Genomic DNA, 22329 nt, shown 5'->3' on the forward strand with positions numbered 1-22329 from the left:
ACAATGATGCTCTGTATTTCCGGGTTATTGCTGTTCCCGGTTGATATCAAAAAATCCAGAAGATAGCGCATGAATACTACTACTCATCAGGAAAGCGGACAGCAGATGAAGGTCCTCGTCGTCGGGAGCGGAGGCAGAGAGCATGCAATAGCACAGGCTCTCTCAAAAGGCCGTGACATCGTCGTGTACGCAGCGATGTCACGTATCAATCCCGGTATTGCTGCTCTTTCAAAAGAATATCTGATCACCAGGGAGACAGCATCCCGGGAGATCACAGCCTTCTGTACTAAACACCAGATCGGGTACGCATTTATCGGTCCTGAAGTTCCCCTTGAAGCAGGAATTGTGGACTCCCTGAACGCAGCTGGTGTGCTCTGTGTCGGGCCGAAGAAGATGGCTGCACGAATAGAGACCGACAAGGCCTTCTGTCGGAACCTGATGAAGCAGTACAATATCCCGGGTCTGCCAGGGTACCATATCTTCCCGGGTCCTGATGAGGCGATTGCATTTTTGAAGACAACCTCCTCTGACTATGCCATCAAACCGATAGGACTCACCGGAGGGAAAGGTGTCAGGATCATGGGTGAGCATGTTGATCTTGAAGGAGCCTGTGAGTACATCCGTGAGATCAACGGTGGGGTTGTTATCGAAGAACGGCTCATCGGTGAGGAGTTCACCCTCCAGGCATTTGTAGATGGAAATCATCTTATCCCAATGCCACTAGTTCAGGATCATAAACGTGCTTTTGATGGCGACACCGGTCCGAATACCGGTGGTATGGGATCGTACACGCTTCCTGATCACCTGATGCCTTTTATCACCGATAATGAATATAATCTGGCTCTTGGGATCATGAATGACGTGATCGCTGCCCTAGCAGCTGAGGGAACACCCTACACCGGTATACTCTACGGCCAGTTCATGAATACTGCAAAAGGTCCGATGGTTATCGAGTTCAACGCGAGGTTCGGAGATCCTGAAGCGATGAATGTGCTCAGTCTGCTCGAATCAGACATTGGTGATGTTGTCAGAGGAGTTACATCCGGGACTCTTGATGCTACCCGGGTATCGTTTGCACGAAAGGCGACCGTCTGTAAGTACATTGTTCCAGAGGGATACCCTGACAATCCGCATGCAGGTGACAGGATTACCACCGGAGATGCCGGATCTGCTCTCCTCTATTACGCATCTGTTGTCAGGGAAGACGGACATTTGATCACCCAGTCTTCACGGACAATGGCATATGTTGGTATCGGTGATACGCTGGAAGAGGCTGAGAAGATCGCAGAGGATGCAGCATCAGCGGTTCAGGGCCCGGTCAGACACCGCCGGGACGTCGGGACCATGGATGTCCTGAAGAAGAGGATCAGCCACATGCAGGAGATCAGATGAAAAAAGATTTTGTCTCGATTCTTGATGTCTCCCGGGATGAACTTGGCGAACTGATAGCAACCGCCCGCAGGCTCAAGGAAGAGCGGAGGGTCGGGGTGTTTCCTCCGCATCTCTCACAGAAGACGCTCGGGATGATCTTTGAGAAGTCATCCACAAGGACACGAATCTCGTTTGAAGTTGGCATGTATGAACTCGGAGGTCATGCCCTCTTCCTCAACCCCAAGGATATGCAACTCGGAAGAGGTGAAGCTGTCCGCGATACCGCCCGGGTGATGTCCAGATTTGTCTCAGCCATCATGATCAGGGCAAACTCGCACCAGAGTGTGACCGAGCTTGCGGTCCACGCCGATATCCCGGTCATCAACGGTCTCTCTGATTGTGAGCACCCCTGCCAGATCCTGGCAGACATCATGACGATCGTAGAGCACCTTCACCGGATAGAGAAAGTCACCATTGCCTGGGTTGGAGACGGGAACAACGTCTGTAACTCATTGATCCTGAGCACAATTCTCACCGGGATGGAGGTTCGGATTGCATGCCCGGCCGGCTACGAACCATCACGTGAGTTTATTCAGATGGCACGCAGTGAAGGTGCTGTCATAGAACTTGGTACCGATCCGATTGAAGCGGTCAGAAATGCCGATGTTGTGATGACCGATACCTGGGTCTCGATGGGTCACGAGGAGGAGACCCAGGAGCGTGAGAAGATCTTTGGTAAGTACCAGGTGAACATGGACCTTCTGAACCATGCAAAACCCGGGGCAATTGTTATGCACTGTCTCCCTGCACACCGGGGATACGAGATCACCGATGAGGTGATGGACAGCAGCCGGAGTGTTGTATGGGATCAGGCAGAGAACCGGCTGCATGTACAGAAGGCACTTCTGCTCAGGCTTCTGGCCTGAAAAAATAGGATCTATTTTTTCCGGATTCGTCGCGATACGCAGAGCAGGTCCAGGTCTTAAACGACCCGCTTACCAGACTCTTACTCTGTTATCTCACGCTTGAAGATGAACATCGTTGAGATGAACCCGAAGACGATGTTGAGATAGAACATGATCAGCCGCCAGAGCAATATGAAGATACCAAGGGCTGCTGTCGGGACGAAGAGGGCATAGAGTGAGGCAGCCGAGAGTTCGGCTACTCCTGATGCTCCCGGAGTGATCGGGATCATGCTCACAAGGGCGATGATGATCTGGGCGAGCATAGACTCCCAGACTGCAGGAGGGAGACCGAGTCCCATCAGGATCACTGAAGCTACCACGAACTCAGAGAACCAGAAGAGGATGGTGCAGACCGATCCCCATATGAACCCTGACTTCCCGTGTTTTGCAAAAGCGTTGATCCCTGAGCAGAAGTTGTCAAACTCCACATCGGTCCGGGTGATGATCTTCTGAAATGACGGTTTCTTCATCTTTATCTCTATCCAGTGAAGAAAACGCATGACCATCCGTTTTGCCGGATCCGGGTACCTGACAGCATACAGAAGCAGAAGGATAAAGAAGATCAACAGGAACAAGGAGAAGAAGATCACAAAGATGATCCCGCTTGAGAGCGTCCAGATGACGCTGCCCATGATGAAGAGACTACAGATGCTGAGCGCTACGAGCATGACCGCATCAAGAACACGCTCCATGATCACCACGGCAGTTGCATCGCCTACAGACATCTTCGCCTTGTAGAGTTCGTGGATCCTGACTGGTTCTCCTCCTGCCTGACCGGGCGTGAGAGCACCGGCAAGGAGATTGGCAACCACCATGTTATAGCAGTGGGAGAATGGCACCTTGTATCCTAGCGAGAGTGACATCTTCTGGATACGGAGAGCCCAGAGGGCAAATGAGACAAACCTGAGTGCAAGTGCAAGCATCAGGAAGAAGACGTTCATGTGGAGCAGGTAGGTCAGCGTCTCTTCGTTGAATGTGGAACCCACCATCACAGCCAGGATAACTACGCTGATCCCGATTGAGATATACACCCATTTCTTCTGGCTCTTATCCATTGCGTCTCCTGGTATTGATATAAAACTGAATTAGTTGTACCCGGCTGGTATATCTCTTTTATGAATCTTATTCCGGTTTCCCTTCCGTTTCGGTGGGAAAAAGGCCGATATTATCCATAACATGTCCGGCAGCAGAAAGACCGCCATCCAGGTACACTGCCCCGACCAGAGCCTCGATACATTCTGCCAGAACACGCCCTGACGACCAGATATGCATTCTGTTCTCACCGTTTCCCCAGTGAATATACTCATGAAGATGAATTGTTTCTCCTGCTCTTCGAAGGATGGACATGTTGACGAGATCCATTTTTTGTACTGATATCTCGCCTTTATTACTTCCTCCCTGCTCAACGAGCCTGGTGAGGATCAGGAGTTCGATCACCGCGTCACCAAGAGTTGCCAGAGCATCCATGTGTCCGGTGTCCGGGTGGCCCTGCTCCTGGCAGTATGCTTTTCTGCTGAGCGCCCGGTTCAGGATCCCGGGTGCAGCGAAGGTGTGCCCGATCACCTCTTCCAGATCAGGCCGGTCAGCATGATTGAACATGGATTACCTGGAAGCCAGATAATCACAGATGCTCTGTGCAGCTTTCTTTGCCCCACCCATCGCCAGAATAACCGTTGCAGCCCCGGTTGTAACATCGCCTGCTGCAAAGATCTTTGGATGAGCGGTTCTTCCGTCCCCGTCTGCAACAACGTTTCCTGCACGTCCACGTTCAATGCCATCTATCTCGCGGACAAGCACCGGGTTCGGGCCCTGGCCGATTGCCTGGATGACCACGTCACAGTCGAGCGTAAAAGTATCTCCGTCGATCGGTTTTGCTGCCGGTCTGCCGCTGGCATCAAGGTCGCACATCTGCATCCTGATACATTCAACACCGGTCACCACCTGTTCGCCAAGAATCCGTGTCGGGTTGGCACAGGTCACAAACTCGATCCCTTCTTCTTCTGCATGGTGGATCTCTGCAAGCCGTGCGGGAAGATCCTCGGCTCGGCGACGGTATACGAGTGTTACCTTTGCCCCCATCCGTCGTGCAGTCCGTGCCGCATCCATAGCCACGTTTCCTCCTCCGACAACAACAACCCGGCTGGCTTTTGCGATCGGGGTGTCAAATTCTGGGAAGCGGTCTGCATGCATCAGGTTCACCCTGGTGAGGAACTCGTTGGCAGAGTAGACACCGTTGAGATGTTCACCAGGAATATTCATGAAGTACGGGAGGCCTGCACCGGTTCCGAGCATGACTGCATCATACTCAAGAAGTTCGGCGAGTGGGACACTCTTCCCGACAAAATGGTTGAGTTTTACCTCAACACCGAGTGAGAGTACCTGATCGAGCTCTGCCTTCACAACATCCTTGGGAAGTCTGAATGCAGGAATTCCATATGTCAGAACCCCGCCCGGAAGGTGCAGTGACTCATACATGACAACTACATGGCCTTCGCGTGCCAGTTCTCCGGCTGCCGTGATTCCTGCCGGACCTGAACCGACTACTGCAACCCTCTTCCCTGTTGATGGTTTTTTAACCTGGGGCTTTATGCCGGTGCGTCTCTCTTCATCGGCTGCGAACCGTTCGAGCTGGCCGATCCTGACAGGTTTGTCTTTCTTGCCAAGAATACAGAGAATCTCGCATTGGGTCTCCTGGGGACAGACCCTTCCACAGATGGCCGGGAGCATGTTCTGGGTCTTTATTGATGCTGCCGCCTCTGCGAACTTTCCCTCTGCAATCTCTGCTATGAATTCAGGAATATCAATGTTGACCGGACAGCCATCCACGCATGCAGGCTTTTTGCACTGAAGGCACCGGTTGGCCTCTGCAACTGCCTCCTCTGCGGAGAGACCGGTGTCAACCTCAAGAAAGTCGTGAACCCTGACATCTGCCTGACGGTCTCCCATTTAGTTACCCCCCTTGCATGCACATCCCTGCTGATTCCATAGTGCCAGTGCCTCTTTCTCCTGATCCATATAGTAGCGCTGCCTCTGCATCAGCAGATCAAAGTCAACCTCGTGGGCATCAAACTCCGGACCGTCAACACAGGCAAAGACGGTCTTGCCTGCGACCTGGCACCGACACGATCCACACATCCCGGTGCCATCTACCATGATAGGGTTCAGGGATACGAAGGTCTTGATACCTTTGTCCTTTGTTGCCATCGAGGTGATCTTCATCATGATCGCAGGTCCGATGATCCAGACTGCATCGATCTTCCGGTCTGCGATGATCTCTTTTAGGACATCTGCTGCAAATCCGTGACGACCCTTTGATCCATCATCGGTTGTGACAAACAGTTCGTCACAGATCTCTCTCATCTCATCCTCGAAGATGAGCATTCCTGCATTTCTGGCTCCGATGATCCCGATGACTTGATTTCCTGCATTCTTAAGAGCCTCTGTAATGCACGGGGTTGAGGATATACCTGCACCACCACCGACGATGACACAGGTTCCCCATGACTTTATCTCGCTCGGGTGTCCGAGCGGGCCGACGATATCAGCGATGGAATCGCCTGCTGGTATTGCTGCGAGGGCGTGGGTGGTCTTTCCCACTGCCATAAAAACGATCCTGACCAGGTCCCCGGAGGCGCGGGAGATGGTGAGGGGTATCCGCTCTCCGGTCTCGTCGGTGCGGATGATCACAAACTGGCCCGCTTGTGCGTTTCGTGCAACATGCGGTGCCTTGACCCAGATTTCAAAAATCTTATCTGCTATCTCGTGCGTCTTCTCTATTGTATACAAAGATATGTCACATCCGGAAAGCTGCTCGTGTGCCTTATTTATTACCCGTTCAACTTCTTTACTTTACGCACGCGAACTGCTACTCCACGATGTGACCTGATCATCTCATCAGCTGACATCACTGCCCTGCCGGTTGCCATTGCATTCTCACCAACGACAAGGATCTCATCGCCTTCCCTGATTGCAGGATCTGCCTCAACAACACCTGGTGCAAGAATGTCTCCCTGGGGAACAAAGTCGTCGATATACACACGGTATCCGGTCTCTATCATGCCCCATCCGTCAAAGGTTGGTCGTAACATACCTGTTGTAGGTTCGAGAGAGAATATCTGCTGTCTTCCTTTCTTCACGATGAGTTCAGGATATGATCCCTTCACCTCAAGGCCGGGAATGCGGAGATCATATCCGAACTGCATCGAGACCATTCCCCTGAGCAGATGGTTCTTCACCTTCTTCTCACCGGTAAGTGCCTCGCTCAGTTGTCTGAGTGCATCTGCGTCGGTCGGATGAGATGAACAGGTAGACTCCAGGGATACTCCTGCCTGATCTGCAGCATCTTTGGCAATAAGAAGTGCATCACCATCGAGATGTGCGATAACCCTGCGGTACTGGTGCTTCATCAGGTACTTTGCAAGCGTATCAGCGATCTGGAACCGCTCTTCGTGATCCCAGTACCCGGTCACCGGCACATCGTAGTGTGCAGCAGGATATACAAGTTCAATATCCCTGGGAACAAGTCCGAGCGGGGAGGTGAGAATAAGCTCGTGGGCCCGTCTGCTGATCGCCTGCGTGAACTTGTGGTGACTCTGTGAGAGTGAGTAGGGTTTTCTCGCCGAACAAGGCAGAAGAACTGCCACATCTGTGAGGGGAGGAATATACCTGGTGAGCAGCCGTTCTGCGAACCGTTTTACTTCCGGACGGTGAATGCTGTCGCCTGATGATGCAATGAACGGAGTCGGACGGGTCACTGGTGTGTGCTGCTCCATTAGAGGACTTCGATCAAGGTGACGCATGATCGAGACATATGACGGACGCGTTCTCACCCGTCCTTCAAGAAACTCCCTGAATGTCCCTGAACGGATCCGGGTTCGAATCAGTGCAAGTTCCTGTCTGAGTGCATACCTGTTATGCTCCCTGAGATCGCCTGCCTGACATCCGGGGCACGGGCAGAGCCCTTCTTCCATGACAGATTCCGGGTAATCACCATCAGGAAGGCAGAATCTTCCCTGAACCGCCTTGAGATCAACCCCTGTGAAATCGAAGAGATCAAATCCTGCATGAACCAGGATTGCGACATTCTCTGGAAGAGCACCGCCCGGGTAATACCAGCAGGTGTCAGGGGGGATACGTTCTTTCAGGATCTGCAGGTGTCTGATAAAATCCCGTGGCTGGTTATTGAGCGTGTGCCAGTTCGGGGTTATGACCGCGTCTCCACTCTTCAGTTCATCTGGATGATGGATATGAACCGGAATCGGCTGCTTGCCGTCGGTTATGAAATATTTCTCTACAAACTCAAGATTATCAGATGGGAACAGGGCATCCAGCCTTCGCTCTGCAAGGGCAGGGAATAATGAACTGATATCTCCAGCCCAGGGAAGGAGGTATTCGGTCTCATCGATGCGGAGTCTTCCAGCCCTGCCGGTCCCGTCACGTGCTGTAAACTCACAGGTCCTCAAGATCCACCTCCACACCCGGGGCAGTGCTTTCAATGATATCCTTCCAGTACGACCGGCACCGGACAACTATTTTCGTGTCAGGATTTGCTTTTGCAAGCCGGTCGATCCCGATGCACCCGCTCCTGACCATCTCTCTGTCCCAGTCAGGGATCTCGCTCTGACCTATCGGGAATGTCTCTGAGAGTTCAGGCGGGTACGGGCCGAATGGCGGTTTAAAGAAGAAGACTGCATCATACCCGGCGTGGACCTTCTGGTCGAAGGTGATCAGAGCTTTCTTCCCGACCTCGAACCTCTCGACCATGTCGTGGTACCTGAGTACTTCTGTGCGAAGGCAACTTTCAGTTCCCTTGTAGAAGAACCGCCGCTTTGAGACTCTGTCCTGATGCTTCAGTTCTTCTCCGAAGGTGAGCAGTTCACGGTATCCGCGAAGCAGTTGCGGGTGACCACGGCACCGCTCATCGACAAGTTCCCATAGCACACCGTCTTTGATAGCCTGACGAATCCTGTTGATCTCGGCAAGAGTAACATGCAGGTTGTGAAGGGCGAGCAGCCGTTCTTTATCCGAAGATTTCTGAAGCGTTTCTGCTGTGTGAGTACTACAGACCTGACAGGCACAGGGAAGATATGTGAGTTCATGCAGGTGGTAACTCCCGTGTGTGGTCATGTAACGACCAGCCTTGGCGTACAGGGCATACGCTGCTGAGTCAAAGAGATCGCATCCCATGGCAACCGCAAGAGCAAACATGGACGGATGGCCTGCACCGAACAGGTGAACACAGATCCCGGGTTTGAGTCCCCGTTTTGCTGCCATGACCACCCTTACAAGATCTTTGTACCGGTATGTCTCCATTAGTGGTACGACGGCACCAAGAGGGCAGAACCTGAGGCCCATCTCTGATATCTCCCGTCCTGCTTTCTCCCTGAGATCCTCGAAGAGTCCTCCCTGGACCGGACCGGCAAGCGTGTGATGTGCATGATCAGCAAAGCCGCTGGCCTCTCTCAGACGGTCGAGGGTTATTGCCAGTTCCTGTTCCACCTGTTCACGCTCTGTATCCGGGTGGGTCGGAATGTCCAGAGGGACGATGATATCAGAACCTATCGCCTGTTGAAACTCGATGGTCTGCTGGTTGGAGATCTCCACTTCCCCGTATACCGAGAGCTGGAATGATCCAGAATCGGTCATGATAAGACCGTCAAAGTCAAGCATGGCGTGAAGACCCTCTGCAAGAGCACGCTCTCTGAATTCACTGCTGCGTGAGATGATGTATGCGTTTGTTATCAGGGCCTGCACTCCCATATCCTGCATCTCCCTGGGAGTGATGATCGGCAGGTGGGGGTTTATCACCGGCAGAAGAGCAGGTGTCTTCAACGTCTTTTTTCCGTCGGAGAGCCGGCCTATCCTGCCGGCGATATCCTTCTCAAGAATCTCAAATGAAAGCGCCATTAATCGTGTTTCTCGCTAAATATCTGTCCTTCAAAGGTAAATACCTGCACAGAGGCTTCAAGCCATGACTTGGCAGGAAGTCCGGCTTTATTACAGGTATGATCAAGAAACTCCCGCGTGGTCCATCCCCATTCGATTGGGACCTGCGGGAGGAGGAGTCCTGATCTCCCGTATCCTTTCACGATAAGGCCGTGTCTTCCCACCTCGATTGTCTTATCACGTTGGTCAGGTGCAGCCTCAAGCAGCCTGGGTTCGGTAAGGATGGTGACCTCCACTGCAATTCGTGACAGTTCTTCGGGTTTCACCGGGGGGAAACGTGGATCTCCTGTTGAAGCACTGCATGCTGCATCATGAATCGCTTCCTTAAGTGGAAGAACCGGGTAGGGAAACCCGATACAACCCCGAAGGTCTCCGTGGATCGTGAGTGTCACAAATACCCCCCGTTGCTCAGAGAAGACTGCCGGCCAGGATGGTTCTGTAAACAGTGTCCCGGCGATATGCTCATGCAATACACTCCGTGCATATGTGAGAGCGAGTCTGCCCTCATCAGCAGTGAGCAGTTCCATGCCGAGTAATGCGGCTCTTGTGAGGATATAAATACCGGCGTGAACGCCGGAGTTCTGGATGTCATGATCACAGAGACCTGGAACCTCTTCTGAGTGATTGGTGCCTTTGTTCTCGGACAGAGGCTGGAATTTTGTTGATACTTTATAGGAAATGAAGCACTACACTCTATTCAGATCTGCCAGCAGTATTCTGGAGTGATGGACGATCATGCGGCTCTATTTAAACATACCGGGCATTCTTGCTCTTTTCTGCATATGTGCGATGATACCTTTCATTGCATCTGCAGATGGCAACCAGTCGACACCTGCAACAGGCAGTCAGACTGAGATTTTCAGTGGTTCAATCCCTTCCGGGGATGGAGTAGTCTCGATAAAAGCGGTGTCAGGAAAACTCTACCAGATTCCCGCAATGACCCCTCTTGGAGTTATTCAGGCCCTGGCAGGAACCGACATCATTGATACATATAAGGTCGGGGATGAACTGATCACCAAACGGGGCATCCTGACCCTTGACGGGATTAATAATTATGTCAATTCCGGAGAAGACAGCTGGTTTGTTCTGGTAAATGAGAAACAGCTTCAGGATTACCTGCTCCCTACAGAGGAGGGTCTCAATACGTTTCCATTAAAGACCGGAGACAAGATCATCTTTGCATTCGGAAATCCGACCAAGTCATCCCGTGATGCTTCATCTTCTATCAGAATTACCATCGGCGCCCAGTCTGATTCAGTGAGTCAGGTGAAGACAGGAAATGTGACAGCAACCCAGGTACCAGTAACACCGGTATCCACACCCGTTGTCTCCAGTACTATAACACCAACCGTAACTCCGACGGTAGAGATAACACCAACGAAAACTCAAACACCGATATCTACGACGCAGACGGCAACACCAGAGCAGACACAAAAACCTGTGGCCTCCGATAAAGACCCTAATCAGCCCGTATATGACGATGGTGAGGAGAAGTCCGTTGTCACCTCTGAATCCACGTCCTCCCCATCTAAGGATCCGAACCAGCCTGTGTATGACGATGGTGAAGAGAAGTCTGTTGTCACCTCTGAATCCACGTCCCCCCCATCTAAGGATCCGAACCAGCCTGTGTATGACGATGGTGAAGAGAAATCCGGTGTCACCTCTGAATCTACGTCCTCCCCATCGAAGGATCCGAACCAGCCTGTGCATGAAGGTTCAGAAAAAGACACCAATGCAACTGCTCACGTGACACCTGCTTCGCATACAAAAGATCCAAATCAGCCGGTTTATGGTGATTCGGAAGAGTCATCAGAGATAACTCCTGAAGAAACAGAAACGAGCACTTCAACAGATACTATCTCTCCCTCATCTACCAAAGAGCCGGAGACATCCTCAACAGAACAACCGGCATCCTCGGCTAACATCAGCAAGTCAGGGCAGCACGTTCTCTATGACGGTTCAATAAATCTTCCGTCTGGCAATCTGAATGTTACTGCAAGTTCAGACGTGGATTATGATGTCGGAGCCGACACTCCGCTCGGGCTGCTCCAGTTCCTCAAGACCGACGGGAAGATCCCATCCATGAGCATTAATGACAAGGGAATGAGAAAAGGAAATATCCTTGCTATCGACAGTATCGGTGATTATCAGTATGGAGACGAGGCCTGGTTTGTACAGGTGAACGATGTCACACTCCAGCATTATACAAATCCGGGAACTGATGGACTCAATATCAGGAAGATCAAATCAGGCGATAAAGTCACATTTTTCTATGGAAAGCCGGATCAGACTGCATCATCTGCAAAAGCTGCTATCTATCTCACCATCGAATAACCCTCACTCTTCATCTTTTTTTGGTGAGCTTCTTCAGCAAGTACAGATAACCCATAAGGTGAGAGGGAGTGTGCGGCTGACGGTAGCCTGTCTGTTTCAGACGGGCAGCTGAGGAAAGTCCCCCCACCAATCGGGTACGCAGCCTCGTTCACTCGGGGATGGCGAGAGTCATGGCTATGGCACAGAAACGACACGGCCTGCTCAGAGTTATGATGCAGAACCAAACTGCAGAGCGTCGAAGAGCAGGAGTCGATGGAACGGTGAATCCCTGCGGGTGCAAGCCGGAACAGGGCATACAGACAGCCCGGTGTCTGCCCGGGTTCGGCGCTAAGCTGAATGCCGCAATGAACAGAAGGGGGCTTACTCCTCCCACTCAATACTTCTTCTGAGAACGATTCAAGTAGCTGGTGCGGCTATTGCTATATATGGAGACACCGGCCTGGTATACTGGATGCTCTTTTCTTGATCAGACCCGTCTGCAGGAGTCCGTACCAACATCGGGGACCGCAGCCGGGAGTCCGAAGGTCTGTGGTACATGTGAACCATCACAGAACCTGATCGTCCTTCCTAAGCCATCTGATATTCCGATGGATCCCGTGCTTTTATGCGATACCATGGAGATGCGTCGCACGGTACGCGACTACTCAGATGAACCCCTCATGAAATGGGAACTCTCGCTGATGCTCCACTATACACAGGGAGTTAGTGAAGCAGGAGGAGCGCCTCATCTTCGTAATGCTCCGTCTGCTGGTGCACTGCATCCGTTCGAGTCATATATCGTTGTAAACCGGGTTGAGGGAATAGAGCCCGGAATCTACCGCTACCTTCCGCTTGATCATGCCCTGGTCAGGGAGACCTGCCATGTCGGGGGAGGAGAAGCGATCGCTGCAGCCTGCAGAAGGCCGGAGCTTGTGCAGAAGTCAGCGGTCGCATTTCTCTGGATTGCTGTACCTGACCGGATCCTCTGGAAATTTGGATCAAGGGGATGGCGGTACCTGTTTATTGAAGCAGGGCATGTATGCCAGAATCTCTATCTTATCGGGGCCGCCCTCGGGTGCGGTACCTGTGCCATCGGTTCGTACCGGGACGATGAGATAAACTGTGCACTTGGCATCGATGGCAAGGAACAGTTCTGCATCTACATGGCGACGGTGGGAAGAAGAAAAGAGTGATCTATCGTTTCAGTGGGGGCCTGATCGGAAGATCTCTCTTTATGAGGTACTCCTTCACCTCTGAAACTGTCAATTCCCCGTAGTGAAAGACACTTGCAGCAAGTGCTGCATCTGCCTTACCGTACACAAACCCGTCGTAAAAATGTTCAAGAGTTCCGACTCCTCCTGACGCGATGACCGGTATTCCAACCGCATCAGATATCCGGGAGGTGATCGAAATATCAAACCCGTCCTTGGTTCCGTCCGTCTCCATTGAGGTGAGCAGGATCTCCCCTGCACCCCGCTCTTCTGCCTCCTTTGCCCACTGTACCGCATCGATCCCGGTTGGCCGTGATCCCCCGTAGGTGACAACCTCATACCAGCAGGTGGTACCGTCTTTGAGAGTAACAGGCGAGGCGTCAGGATTCTCATTCATATTCCGCCTGACATCTATGGCAACCACGATACACTGGGTTCCAAAGGCTCGTGCTCCCTGCTCTATGAGCGAGGGGTCTTCCACAGCACTCGTGTTCATGCTGACCTTATCTGCTCCTGCACGCAGTGTCCGTTTGATGTCCTCAAGCGATCTGATTCCGCCGCCCACGGTAAGGGGAAGAAAGAGCCGGTCTGCGGCACGGCTGATCACATCGATGATCATCCCTCTCTTTTCTTTTGATGCCGTGATATCGAGGAACACCACCTCATCTGCACCCTGTTCATTGTACCGCTCGGCAAGCTCCACTGGATCGCCGGCATCGCGCAGCCCGAGAAAGTTCGTCCCTTTTACGACTCGGCCGTCTTTGATATCCAGGCACGGGATGATGCGGCGGGTAAGTACCATGCCTGAGATCTCCTCTGTCGTACCTGATGAGGGTTATGCTTCCGTATCTGATTCTTTTAATAATGCAGGCGTCCTTATTATACCGAAGATTGGAAACTCCTCTTTGACGCGGCTATCTGGGCGGCGGATCAGAGGGTTTTACGGAAGATATCATGGACTCAGGGGATCTCAAGATAGAATGGGCACGGCAGTATATGCCGGTGCTAGGCACTATTGCAGAGCGGTTTAAAAAAGATAAGCCGTTTGACGGGATGACTATCGGCATGGCACTTCATGTCGAGGCAAAGACTGCAAACCTGGTAAAAACCCTTGCAGCTGGTGGTGCAAAGGTCTTCATCACCGGGTGCAACCCGCTCTCAACCCAGGATGATGTTGCCCAGGCATTAGACAGAGTTGATGGGGTTACCTGTTATGCAAAACGCGGATGCTCTGTTGATGAGTATTACAAGGCCATGGATGCGGTCCTGGATGCAAAGCCGGACATCACCATCGATGACGGTATGGATCTGATCCACCGGATGCACACAACACGGCGTGATGTGCTCAAGAAGATCATCGGCGGATGTGAAGAGACGACCACCGGTATCCACCGCCTGCGAGCCATGGCAGACGAGGGCAAGCTCGAGTTCCCTGTCATCGCAGTCAACGATACCCCGATGAAGAGGTTCTTTGATAATGTGCATGGAACCGGAGAAAGTGCCCTCACCGCCATCATGGCCACAACCAACAACCTGATTGCAGGAAAGTGGCTGGTAGTTGCAGGGTTTGGATACTGTGGGCGGGGTATCGCCCGTAAGGCTTCCGGGCTTGGTGCAAAGGTTATCGTTACCGAGGTCGATCCACGCCGTGCTCTTGAAGCATACATGGAAGGTTACCATGTCATGCCGATGACCAAGGCAGCAGAGGTCGGTGATATCTTTATCACAACAACCGGTAACAAAGATATCATCAGGGAAGAGCACTTCAGTCTGCTGAAAGATGGTGCAATTCTCTCCAATGCCGGCCACTTCAATGTTGAGATTGATGGTGCCTGGCTGAATGCACATGCCGAGAAGATAACCGAACGTGATGGAATCCATAGTTACCTCCTCAACGGCCGTACCATTCACCTGCTTGCAGAAGGCAGACTTGTGAACCTGGCAGTGCCGAAAGGTATGGGTCACCCGATTGAGGTGATGGATCTCTCCTTCGCCTTGCAGGCTCTAGGTACAAGATTTATCGCTGACCATCATGCCGAGCTCGGACCCGGAGTTCATGAAGTGCCTGACAGCATCGACCGCGAGGTTGCATCTATTAAGCTTGCATCACTCGGGCTTGGGATCGATACCCTGAGTGCAGATCAGCAGCAGTACATGTGCAGCTGGGACGTCGGGACGTAAATCCCGTCTTTTTTTAAAATCAGTGGGCGAACTTACCCTTTGCTTTCATACTTGTTGCAACCCTCGGGTCAAGAGAAGTTGCTCTCTGGAAACAGGCAAACGCTTCACGTTTTGCACCGAGGTCATCAAGGATGATTCCTTTGTTGAGCAGGGCTCCTACATGTTTCGGGTCAAGCCTGAGCGTACGGTCATAACACTGGATCGCCTCTTTATGCCTCACAAGATCTGAGTAGATGAGACCCATATGAAACCAGGCTGCTGCAAACTGCGGGTCTACATTTGTTGCCTGGGTGAAGGATTGGAGAGCCTCATAATACTGTTCAAGAGCCCGGTGTATCTTTCCCTTGTTGAAGTAGGCCTTTACGTTGAACCTGTCGAGGTTGATCACTTTATCGTATGAGACCAGTGCATCATCGTACTGTTTGGACTTGTGGAGGATCAGTCCACGGTTAAACCAGGCCTCGACATTGTCCGGGTTCTCTTCAATGGCAACTTCGTAGTACTGTAAGGCATCCACATGTCGCTTTAATTTATGGAAGCACGAGGCACGGTTTCTCATCGCCTCAGCATGACGGGGGTTGAGTTTCAGGGCATTTTCATAACAGGGAAGGGCCTGTTCGTACCGCTTCAGTTTATGAAAGCAGAGCCCGCGAAGGTTCCAGGCATCAGCATTCCACTTGTCAACCACGAGTGCTTTTTTTGTGGCGTCAAGTGCTTCTTCTATCTTGTTCAGTTTCAGAAGGAGGTCTGCACGGGAGAGCCAGGCACTGATCTCGCGGGGTGTTATCTCTATAAGCTTGGAAGAACTCTGCAGAGCCTCCTGGTACCTGTTCATCTTGATAAATGAACGGATCTTAAAGAGCCAGGCAGAGAGGTTCCTCTTGTCAAGCTCAAGGACCTTGTCAAATGCAGAGAGAGCATCCTGATGCTGGTCCAGTTCAAAGAGGCAGATCCCTTTGTGGAGATATCCTGCCATATCCTTCGGGTTATGTTCAGTAGCTGCAGTAAAAGCAGATGCGGCTTCGCGGAACTGCTTCAGATTCTGAAGACAGTACCCTTTGAAGAGCCATGCACGGGCATGCCTCCTGTCCTGCGAGATAACGAGATCGAATGCTGAAAGTGCATCTTGATCCCGGTGAAGGTTGAAGAGGCAGTAGCCTTTGAAGAGAGCCGCCTTGATCTGAGTTTTGTCAAGAGAGAGTGCTTTGTCAAAACAGACCAGTGCCTCTTCGTAGGATTTCTTGTTGTGTAGGATGCTTCCGCGATAAAGCCAGGCCTGAGACTGGTTTGGATCTATCTCGATACTCTTTTCAAGAAATGGCAGGGCCTTGTCATATTCTCCTGCATGGATCAGATTCACTGCCGTAACATAACAGACATTCCCGAGATCCTGACCTGAAAGGAATACGCCCGGGATTGCTGGTCTCTCACCCTGGACCCCCTCCTCGGTCTCCTCAATGATCTCAAGTTCCTCTATCTGCTCTTCCAGGATCCGGTTCTCATCAACAATTCCTGCTGAGAGCGTGGCATCGGCAAGGTACTGGCTTTCAGGGAGCTGACCAGCACCTTGTGCCGAGCCATCAGGTTGTGCTACACTGTCTGCTGCGAGGTGGGGGTGAAAGCCCTCGTCAGTGATGGGATCGTCACCGATCGGCTCGTCAGAGTCGTAATCCAGATCAGCCTGAACCTCACCTGACGTCTGTATCTCTGCGTCCTCTTCAGATTCAGGAACACACGGTTCAGATGAGGTTGTCAGTGTCTCACTGATGTCCGGGTCCTGGGTTAACTCAGTTGTCTCAGTGACGGGATTTTTTTGTATTGCTGATACATCGTCGAGGAGATATGAGAGCATCTCCTCATATTGCGAGGTACTGATCTCCCCTTTGGCAAACCGGACCTTTAGTATCTTTATCGGATCCTCGTCAGACATCCCCAACCTCGCGTATACAGAAAATTAGGTGCGCTACACTTTAAAACTATTTTTACTACCCTCTTCTGATCCTTTTTTGCTTTTCACGCCTTGAGTTGAATGGACGACTCACTTTTCTGCCGTCCTGATCAGCAGGCCTGCGTTTCTTATCTTTGACTGGCTTTGATGACGGTGAAGGTCTTTCTTGTTTGTCTGTATCTGGGATTGAAGTAGACAAATCATCCTGCTCTACTTCATCGCTTTGTGCAGGATCTCCTGGACGGTGTTCCCTGGCTGACAAAGCCGGTTCGATGCGGGAGTCCTGGCTGATAACCAGGTTCCATGCCTTATGTTGCTGATGGCGGCGGACCTGCACACCGGTGATCGTCAAAGGATCACCATATCCGGATGCAAAGAGGGGTGCATGACCGGGTCTCCGGTTTCTGGCAGAGAGAACCAGATATGTCGGCTCTTTGCAGGTTCCGTCGCAGAACTTGAATATGTGCATTCCCCTGTTCCCGATATCCCCTGACATCCTGACACCGGCTACAGAGATGAGACGACCTGCGAACTTTTCAAGGTGAGAGAGGCGGACCATCCGGGTTTTTCTCGGAACACGGTATGTGCATCTGGTTTTCTGCTGCTTTGTCAGAATGACATAGGCATACTTTCTGTCTGTATTAATAAACCGGTACCCTTCCTCTTCTCCGGCAAGGAGGGTCATCAGAGATGTAGGTTGTATCGGTGAGTCTTCCCTGAATGTCCAGCATGAGGCCGGGTCACACCCGCTTCCCCAGAGATATGAACATGGGGCATAGACATGGAGTCCACTCTTGATGAGTTCCTTCTGGAGTAATCGCAGGCTAGTTGCATGTCGTAGTTCTGCAGGCTCAACAATGATGAGAAATCCATCATCGCTGAGAAGCCTGGCATATGAATTGACGATAGTAGCCCTGGCAGGAATACTCAGATGTTCAAGTTCTGCAAGGACATTCTGAAACGTGATGAGCCCTGCTTTTTCCGGTAGATCTGGAAGATTAAGATCTGATATCTTTGTCAGGTCTTCCTGTAGTACCTGATGGATATTGATTCCAGGCTTCTCTTGTGCATACCCGTCGGTCAGGTACCTGAATGCTTCGATATGTTCTGCCGACCGCTCGATTGAATACATATCAAGGGTCCCTTTCTTCTGATCTTTCCAGAGATCGATGATGGCCAGAGGAACAACACCCGGGCCGGTTCCGATATCAAGTGCCACGAGATCATTTGGAAGGACCGATTGATTCTCAAGGTCCTGTAGGAGGGATCTGAACTGGGAAAAGTAAACCGGAACCTGGTAGGCGAGGTAGGAGAGGATGTCATATCCTCTTCCGTACTTTACCGATTTCCCGGGTTTATCCCGCCAGTACGATGCCTTCTGGGCAATGATTGCCTGACGAAGACGTTCCAGAAAAACCGGATCATCATACGATTTTTCTGTCTTTTCGGTGATATACCGGGAGATCAGGTCTTCGAGGAGAGGTGGAAGTATCGGGCCATCCGATTTGGCTGGGCTTTTCTTGTGAGATCCAGAGCGTTTCTTTTGTATAGTATCCGGCCTGGAGCCGGACGTCTCTCTCTCTCTTCTCCTGGGATCAGAACCGGAGAGTCTGCTCTTATTGGGCTCTCCCTTCTCTTTCCTGGTATTATCTGGTCTTCTGCCTTGTTTCATGAAAAGCCTGAAATGTGTGATCTGAATCCTTGCGTAATCCTGAAGTGAACCTTATATTCTTGTACCATATGAGTTATTATTATCCATATACCAGAACGTGAGGGATTGTACGATATCGCTGGATATGTATGGGGTTTGAATTCTATTTGTAACCGGTGTGATAAAGGAGAGGTAATCAGATGAGAAGAATAGGAAGGTTACCAGGGATCATTCCATTCTCGTTCCTCATCATGCTCACGATGATCGCTGCACTCATCATCTTTACGACTATCATATCAGTCATATCCTACTCTGAAACCCGTCAGAACCTTGAGAACAACTGGATGCTGACGATGAATAACACCGAGCAGCATCTTACCGATTCGATTCATCTGGTTTCAGACGGGCTCCGATTGTTTGAACTCACCTATGATCCTGTTCTAAAACAGGATTTTGTTCCATTTCTTGAGGCATACAACACATCTGATCGGAACCCGATGGTCATCGATCTGATAAGACTGAAAGAAGAGTTGCCCTCGCCTCTTGGCCCTAAAACTGATCTCTACATCATCGATGATCAGGGGATCATCATAAACTCCACCCTCAGTTCTGACCTGGGACTTGACTTTAAAACCTGGCCTGATGTGTATCGCGATATCACCCGGATCAGGGAAGGGGATATGTTCCGGTCAGATCGAGCAGTTATCGGGTTTAAATCTGACCAGGTGGTCCGAAAATATGCATACCTCCCGACACCTGATCACCGGTATCTGCTTGAACTCTCTATCGTTGTTGATGAGTACATGCATGAGAGAAAGGACTTCTCTCTGCTTCACGCAGCCGAATCCGTAGCTGATCAGAATCCCGAAGTTGTATCGATAACACTTTTTGATTCCATGTTCCGCTCACTCTCTGCCGAAGGTGTCGTTCAGTCAGTTCAGGATAATGAGACAGTAGAGAAGGTCAGATGGGCATTTGCTCAAAAGAAAGACATAGAGGTTTCTGATTCAGATGGTGTGGTTTCAGAGCGGTTCATCTACATCCAGGCAGGAGGCAATGAGACCGTCTCTGATAATATGCTTAATACGGTGGCTCATATCAGGTATGACCCTTCATCATACCTCTCACGCCTGCGGGCAACATTTCAATACCACCTGCTCATCGCCGCAATATCCGTCTTTCTTGCAATACTGTTGGGGTATTATCTCACCCGTCATCTGACCCGGCCTATCAGGCAGATCATCGATGATATCGACTCCATCGCGAAGGGTGATCTCGATCACCCGGTCCATCACACCGGGAGTCCCGAGTTCACGAGACTTGAGGGGAGTATTACCCTGATGGTCCGGTCACTCAAAACTCTTATCGAAACTCTCAGGGAGAAAGAGGACCGGCTTGTTACAAGTGAACAACGGTACCGCTCACTTGTTGAGAGCCAGACTGATCTCATCATAAGGTTTGATCAGTCAGGGATTATCAGGTACACGAATCAGGCTTTTTATCAGGCATTCCAGCTGACCCCTGACGAGGTCATTGGTAAGCCTGTATTTGATCTGGTATCAGGAGATCTTCTCTCTGTCACCAGGAAATTCTTCGAAAATATGGCTGCCAGCCCTTCAGCCAGTACCCTTGAGACCCGTATTGAAAAGAGGGACGGGACCACGATATGGGTTCAGTGGGTCAACCAGGTCATCACTGATCAGGATCGTGTGATAACCGAGTATCAGTCTGTCGGGAGAGATATCACCAAGCGGAAGAGTACTGAAACAGCGCTCAGGGAGAGTGAGGAGAAATACAGGTTGCTTGTTTCAAATCTTCCAGATTTCATCATCGTGCATCAGAATGGTAAGGTTCTTCTGACCAATGATGCGACTGCAACCGTTCTCGGGTATAAGCAGGAAGATCTGATCAACACACATGTTCTGGACTATGTACTGCCTGAATATCACGATGTTGTCATATCAGGAATGAAACAACGAATTCAGGGAGAAGAAGTTCCTCATTATGAGATCGCAGTCAGAGGTGCTGATGGATCGCTCAGGCAGGTCATAGTTCGTGCATCAATCATCTCATCCACGGGGATACCCACATTTTTAACAGTCCTTACCGATATCACCGAACGAAAAAAGGCAGAAGAGCTTGTCATTGAGGGAGAGAGGAAGTACCGAAGACTCGTAGAGCAGCTGAATGAAGGAATCCTGATCACCGATACCCTGGAGGCCACCATCTTTACCAACAGCAGGATGCAGGAGATTCTCGGATACACGGGTGAAGAGTTGATCGGAAAAGAATTTTCTTCCTTTGTCTTACCTGAAGAGATTCCCTATTTGAGGGAGAGGATAGCGAACCGGAACAAAGGAATATCTGAACGGTACTCCCTGACTCTTCTGACCAGACATAATAAGCAGATATTCACCGAGATCTCTGCATCCCCTTCAATGAGTCCTGATGGAACAATCACCGGTTCTATTGCCGTGGTTACCGATGTTACCAGAAGAAAAAAAGCAGAAAAGAAGCTCGAGAAGTACACCCACGATCTCGAACAGAAGACTGTGGAACTTGAGGTCCTGCGTGATCAACTGTTTGCGATGAACAAGGATCTGGACAGAATCGTAAAAGGGCGTACTGATCAGGTGATGAAACTGCTCACCCAGAAGGATGAGTTCATCATGCAGCTCGGTCACGATCTCCGGACTCCTCTGACTCCGGTACTCGGTCTTCTGCCAGATCTCATCAGCGAGGAAGAGGATGAACTGACGAAGAAAACCCTGCTCATCATCCATACCAATGTCAGGTTTATCCAGGAGATCTGTGACAAGTCACTCAAGCTTGCAAAGATGAGTTCATTTGATATCAAGCCTGATATCGAACCGGTTGAGATCAGGGATGTAGTCACCTCTCTTCTGAATTCCCATGCTGTAGAGCTTCAGGCTGCCGGGATAACAGCCCGCAATGCCGTGCCATCAGACCTTGTCGCAGGAGCAGATCCAATCCTGTTTCATGAACTTTTAGACAATCTTGTATCAAACGGAATAAAGTATATCCAGCGTAAAGACGGAGAGTTACTCATTTCAGGTAGCACGGCAGGAGAGATGATCGAGATCCGTGTTGCTGATAATGGCCAGGGTTTACGCGCAGGTGAGACTGAAAAGATATTTGACGTATTTTACAAGTCAGACCGCTCAAGACACGATAAAACATCGACTGGTCTTGGGCTTGCAATCTGCAGACGGATCGTCGAAAACCATAGGGGGAGCATCAGGGCAGAGAGTCCCGGGCCTGGCAGAGGGACCACCTTTATTATTTTGCTACCCGCATGGAAGTACTAGGAATCTGTATGGAGAGAGGGATCAATGAGTGAAAGTGTTGAGAAAGGTATACTGGTTGTTGATGATGATGAGGATATTCTGTTTACTGTCCGCTCGATCTTCAAACGGCATTCGGTACCGATATTAATTGCCAAGAGCGGCAAGGAATGCCTTGAGATTCTTGACAAAGGATTCAAAGGTGTCGTTTTGATGGATATCATGATGCCCGGAATGGACGGCTGGGATACCATCAGGGAGATCGTTGACCGGGGATATGCAGATGATCTCATCATCTCGATGTTCACTGCCAAAGATGTACCAGATACGAAGATGGAATATCTGAAAGAGTATGTGATAGATTATATCACAAAACCGTTCGAACCACAGGATCTCATTGAGACTGTGAATGAGTACCTCGACCTTCTCTAAATCCATC

17 protein-coding genes and 1 other RNA gene are annotated in these 22329 nt (G+C 50.8%); 8 read left to right on the forward strand and 10 right to left on the reverse strand.

Annotation, left to right across the window (positions count from 1 at the left end; genetic code table 11):
* Nucleotides 1-69 precede the first annotated feature (69 nt).
* Both purD and argF read left to right on the forward strand, forming a co-directional pair.
* Nucleotides 70-1392, forward strand: a complete 1323-nt coding sequence (gene purD, locus ACHZA2_RS16115; protein WP_319580542.1) for a phosphoribosylamine--glycine ligase — start codon at nucleotides 70-72, stop codon at nucleotides 1390-1392.
* On the forward strand, nucleotides 1389-2297 hold the full coding sequence (argF, locus tag ACHZA2_RS16120; RefSeq protein ID WP_319580543.1) for an ornithine carbamoyltransferase: 909 nt from the start codon (nucleotides 1389-1391) through the stop codon (nucleotides 2295-2297). Before purD ends, argF begins: the two co-directional genes overlap by 4 nt.
* 80 nt (nucleotides 2298-2377) lie before the next feature.
* On the opposite strand, the gene ACHZA2_RS16125 is transcribed toward argF, so the two are convergent.
* From ACHZA2_RS16125 to ACHZA2_RS16155, 7 genes are all read right to left on the reverse strand, one after another.
* Nucleotides 2378-3391, reverse strand: a complete 1014-nt coding sequence (locus ACHZA2_RS16125) for a flippase-like domain-containing protein (protein ID WP_319580544.1) — start codon at nucleotides 3389-3391, stop codon at nucleotides 2378-2380.
* 67 nt (nucleotides 3392-3458) lie between these two features.
* Nucleotides 3459-3935, reverse strand: a complete 477-nt coding sequence (locus ACHZA2_RS16130; RefSeq protein ID WP_319580545.1) for a ribonuclease III domain-containing protein — start codon at nucleotides 3933-3935, stop codon at nucleotides 3459-3461.
* 3 nt (nucleotides 3936-3938) lie between these two features.
* Entirely contained in the window at nucleotides 3939-5282 is a 1344-nt protein-coding gene (gene gltA / locus ACHZA2_RS16135) for an NADPH-dependent glutamate synthase (protein WP_319580546.1), read from the reverse strand.
* Nucleotides 5283-6122 (reverse strand): sulfide/dihydroorotate dehydrogenase-like FAD/NAD-binding protein, encoded by an 840-nt coding sequence (locus ACHZA2_RS16140; protein ID WP_319580547.1) that lies wholly within the window; start codon nucleotides 6120-6122, stop codon nucleotides 5283-5285.
* Between the two features lie 41 nt (nucleotides 6123-6163).
* Entirely contained in the window at nucleotides 6164-7798 is a 1635-nt protein-coding gene (gene arcS, locus ACHZA2_RS16145; RefSeq protein ID WP_319580548.1) for an archaeosine synthase subunit alpha, read from the reverse strand.
* Nucleotides 7785-9242 (reverse strand): tRNA guanosine(15) transglycosylase TgtA, encoded by a 1458-nt coding sequence (gene tgtA / locus ACHZA2_RS16150; protein WP_319580549.1) that lies wholly within the window; start codon nucleotides 9240-9242, stop codon nucleotides 7785-7787. The genes arcS and tgtA overlap by 14 nt, the downstream gene beginning before the upstream one ends.
* A complete protein-coding gene (locus ACHZA2_RS16155) occupies nucleotides 9242-9808 on the reverse strand; it encodes a TIGR00296 family protein (protein ID WP_319580550.1) in 567 nt (188 codons plus the stop codon). Before ACHZA2_RS16155 ends, tgtA begins: the two co-directional genes overlap by 1 nt.
* A 262-nt stretch (nucleotides 9809-10070) precedes the next feature.
* On the opposite strand from ACHZA2_RS16155, the gene ACHZA2_RS16160 reads away from it, so the two are divergent.
* From ACHZA2_RS16160 to ACHZA2_RS16170, 3 genes are all read left to right on the forward strand, one after another.
* Nucleotides 10071-11615 (forward strand): hypothetical protein, encoded by a 1545-nt coding sequence (locus ACHZA2_RS16160; RefSeq protein WP_319580551.1) that lies wholly within the window; start codon nucleotides 10071-10073, stop codon nucleotides 11613-11615.
* Between the two features lie 60 nt (nucleotides 11616-11675).
* An RNA gene (rnpB, locus tag ACHZA2_RS16165) (RNase P RNA component) lies at nucleotides 11676-11990 on the forward strand.
* 50 nt (nucleotides 11991-12040) lie between these two features.
* Complete coding sequence (locus ACHZA2_RS16170) at nucleotides 12041-12787, forward strand: SagB/ThcOx family dehydrogenase (RefSeq protein WP_319537873.1); 747 nt, start codon at nucleotides 12041-12043, stop codon at nucleotides 12785-12787.
* 1 nt (nucleotide 12788) lies between these two features.
* Here ACHZA2_RS16170 and hisF read toward each other — a convergent pair whose 3' ends face one another.
* Nucleotides 12789-13607 carry an imidazole glycerol phosphate synthase subunit HisF gene (gene hisF, locus ACHZA2_RS16175; protein WP_319537872.1) on the reverse strand — a complete coding sequence of 273 codons (819 nt, stop codon included), beginning with the start codon at nucleotides 13605-13607 and terminating at the stop codon, nucleotides 12789-12791.
* Between the two features lie 152 nt (nucleotides 13608-13759).
* Between hisF and ACHZA2_RS16180 the strand changes: the two genes are divergently transcribed.
* Nucleotides 13760-14986 (forward strand): adenosylhomocysteinase, encoded by a 1227-nt coding sequence (locus ACHZA2_RS16180; RefSeq protein WP_319537871.1) that lies wholly within the window; start codon nucleotides 13760-13762, stop codon nucleotides 14984-14986.
* Between the two features lie 19 nt (nucleotides 14987-15005).
* Here ACHZA2_RS16180 and ACHZA2_RS16185 read toward each other — a convergent pair whose 3' ends face one another.
* Nucleotides 15006-16916 (reverse strand): tetratricopeptide repeat protein, encoded by a 1911-nt coding sequence (locus ACHZA2_RS16185; RefSeq protein ID WP_319580552.1) that lies wholly within the window; start codon nucleotides 16914-16916, stop codon nucleotides 15006-15008.
* A gap of 55 nt (nucleotides 16917-16971) precedes the next feature.
* Nucleotides 16972-18606 carry a small ribosomal subunit Rsm22 family protein gene (locus ACHZA2_RS16190; RefSeq protein WP_319580553.1) on the reverse strand — a complete coding sequence of 545 codons (1635 nt, stop codon included), beginning with the start codon at nucleotides 18604-18606 and terminating at the stop codon, nucleotides 16972-16974.
* A gap of 179 nt (nucleotides 18607-18785) precedes the next feature.
* Between ACHZA2_RS16190 and ACHZA2_RS16195 the strand changes: the two genes are divergently transcribed.
* Both ACHZA2_RS16195 and ACHZA2_RS16200 read left to right on the forward strand, forming a co-directional pair.
* Nucleotides 18786-21914: a PAS domain-containing sensor histidine kinase gene (locus ACHZA2_RS16195; protein ID WP_319580554.1), complete on the forward strand. Its 3129-nt coding sequence runs from the start codon at nucleotides 18786-18788 to the stop codon at nucleotides 21912-21914.
* A gap of 24 nt (nucleotides 21915-21938) precedes the next feature.
* A complete protein-coding gene (locus ACHZA2_RS16200; RefSeq protein WP_319580555.1) occupies nucleotides 21939-22322 on the forward strand; it encodes a response regulator in 384 nt (127 codons plus the stop codon).
* Nucleotides 22323-22329: the final 7 nt, after the last annotated feature.

Origin of the sequence: uncultured Methanospirillum sp. (genome assembly GCF_963668415.2) — an archaeon.
Taxonomy (GTDB): domain Archaea; phylum Halobacteriota; class Methanomicrobia; order Methanomicrobiales; family Methanospirillaceae; genus Methanospirillum.

Bases quoted from the DNA above. Each gene is read 5' to 3' on its own strand.
- purD (WP_319580542.1), top strand. From the start codon at position 70: ATGAATACTACTACTCATCAGGAAAGCGGACAGCAGATGAAGGTCCTC.
- argF (WP_319580543.1), top strand. From the start codon at position 1,389: ATGAAAAAAGATTTTGTCTCGATTCTTGATGTCTCCCGGGATGAACTT.
- ACHZA2_RS16125 (WP_319580544.1), bottom strand. From the start codon at position 3,391: ATGGATAAGAGCCAGAAGAAATGGGTGTATATCTCAATCGGGATCAGC.
- ACHZA2_RS16130 (WP_319580545.1), bottom strand. From the start codon at position 3,935: ATGTTCAATCATGCTGACCGGCCTGATCTGGAAGAGGTGATCGGGCAC.
- gltA (WP_319580546.1), bottom strand. From the start codon at position 5,282: ATGGGAGACCGTCAGGCAGATGTCAGGGTTCACGACTTTCTTGAGGTT.
- tgtA (WP_319580549.1), bottom strand. From the start codon at position 9,242: ATGGCGCTTTCATTTGAGATTCTTGAGAAGGATATCGCCGGCAGGATA.
- ACHZA2_RS16155 (WP_319580550.1), bottom strand. From the start codon at position 9,808: ATGGAACTGCTCACTGCTGATGAGGGCAGACTCGCTCTCACATATGCA.
- ACHZA2_RS16160 (WP_319580551.1), top strand. From the start codon at position 10,071: ATGATACCTTTCATTGCATCTGCAGATGGCAACCAGTCGACACCTGCA.
- ACHZA2_RS16170 (WP_319537873.1), top strand. From the start codon at position 12,041: ATGGAGACACCGGCCTGGTATACTGGATGCTCTTTTCTTGATCAGACC.
- hisF (WP_319537872.1), bottom strand. From the start codon at position 13,607: ATGGTACTTACCCGCCGCATCATCCCGTGCCTGGATATCAAAGACGGC.
- ACHZA2_RS16180 (WP_319537871.1), top strand. From the start codon at position 13,760: ATGGACTCAGGGGATCTCAAGATAGAATGGGCACGGCAGTATATGCCG.
- ACHZA2_RS16185 (WP_319580552.1), bottom strand. From the start codon at position 16,916: ATGTCTGACGAGGATCCGATAAAGATACTAAAGGTCCGGTTTGCCAAA.
- ACHZA2_RS16190 (WP_319580553.1), bottom strand. From the start codon at position 18,606: ATGAAACAAGGCAGAAGACCAGATAATACCAGGAAAGAGAAGGGAGAG.
- ACHZA2_RS16195 (WP_319580554.1), top strand. From the start codon at position 18,786: ATGAGAAGAATAGGAAGGTTACCAGGGATCATTCCATTCTCGTTCCTC.
- ACHZA2_RS16200 (WP_319580555.1), top strand. From the start codon at position 21,939: ATGAGTGAAAGTGTTGAGAAAGGTATACTGGTTGTTGATGATGATGAG.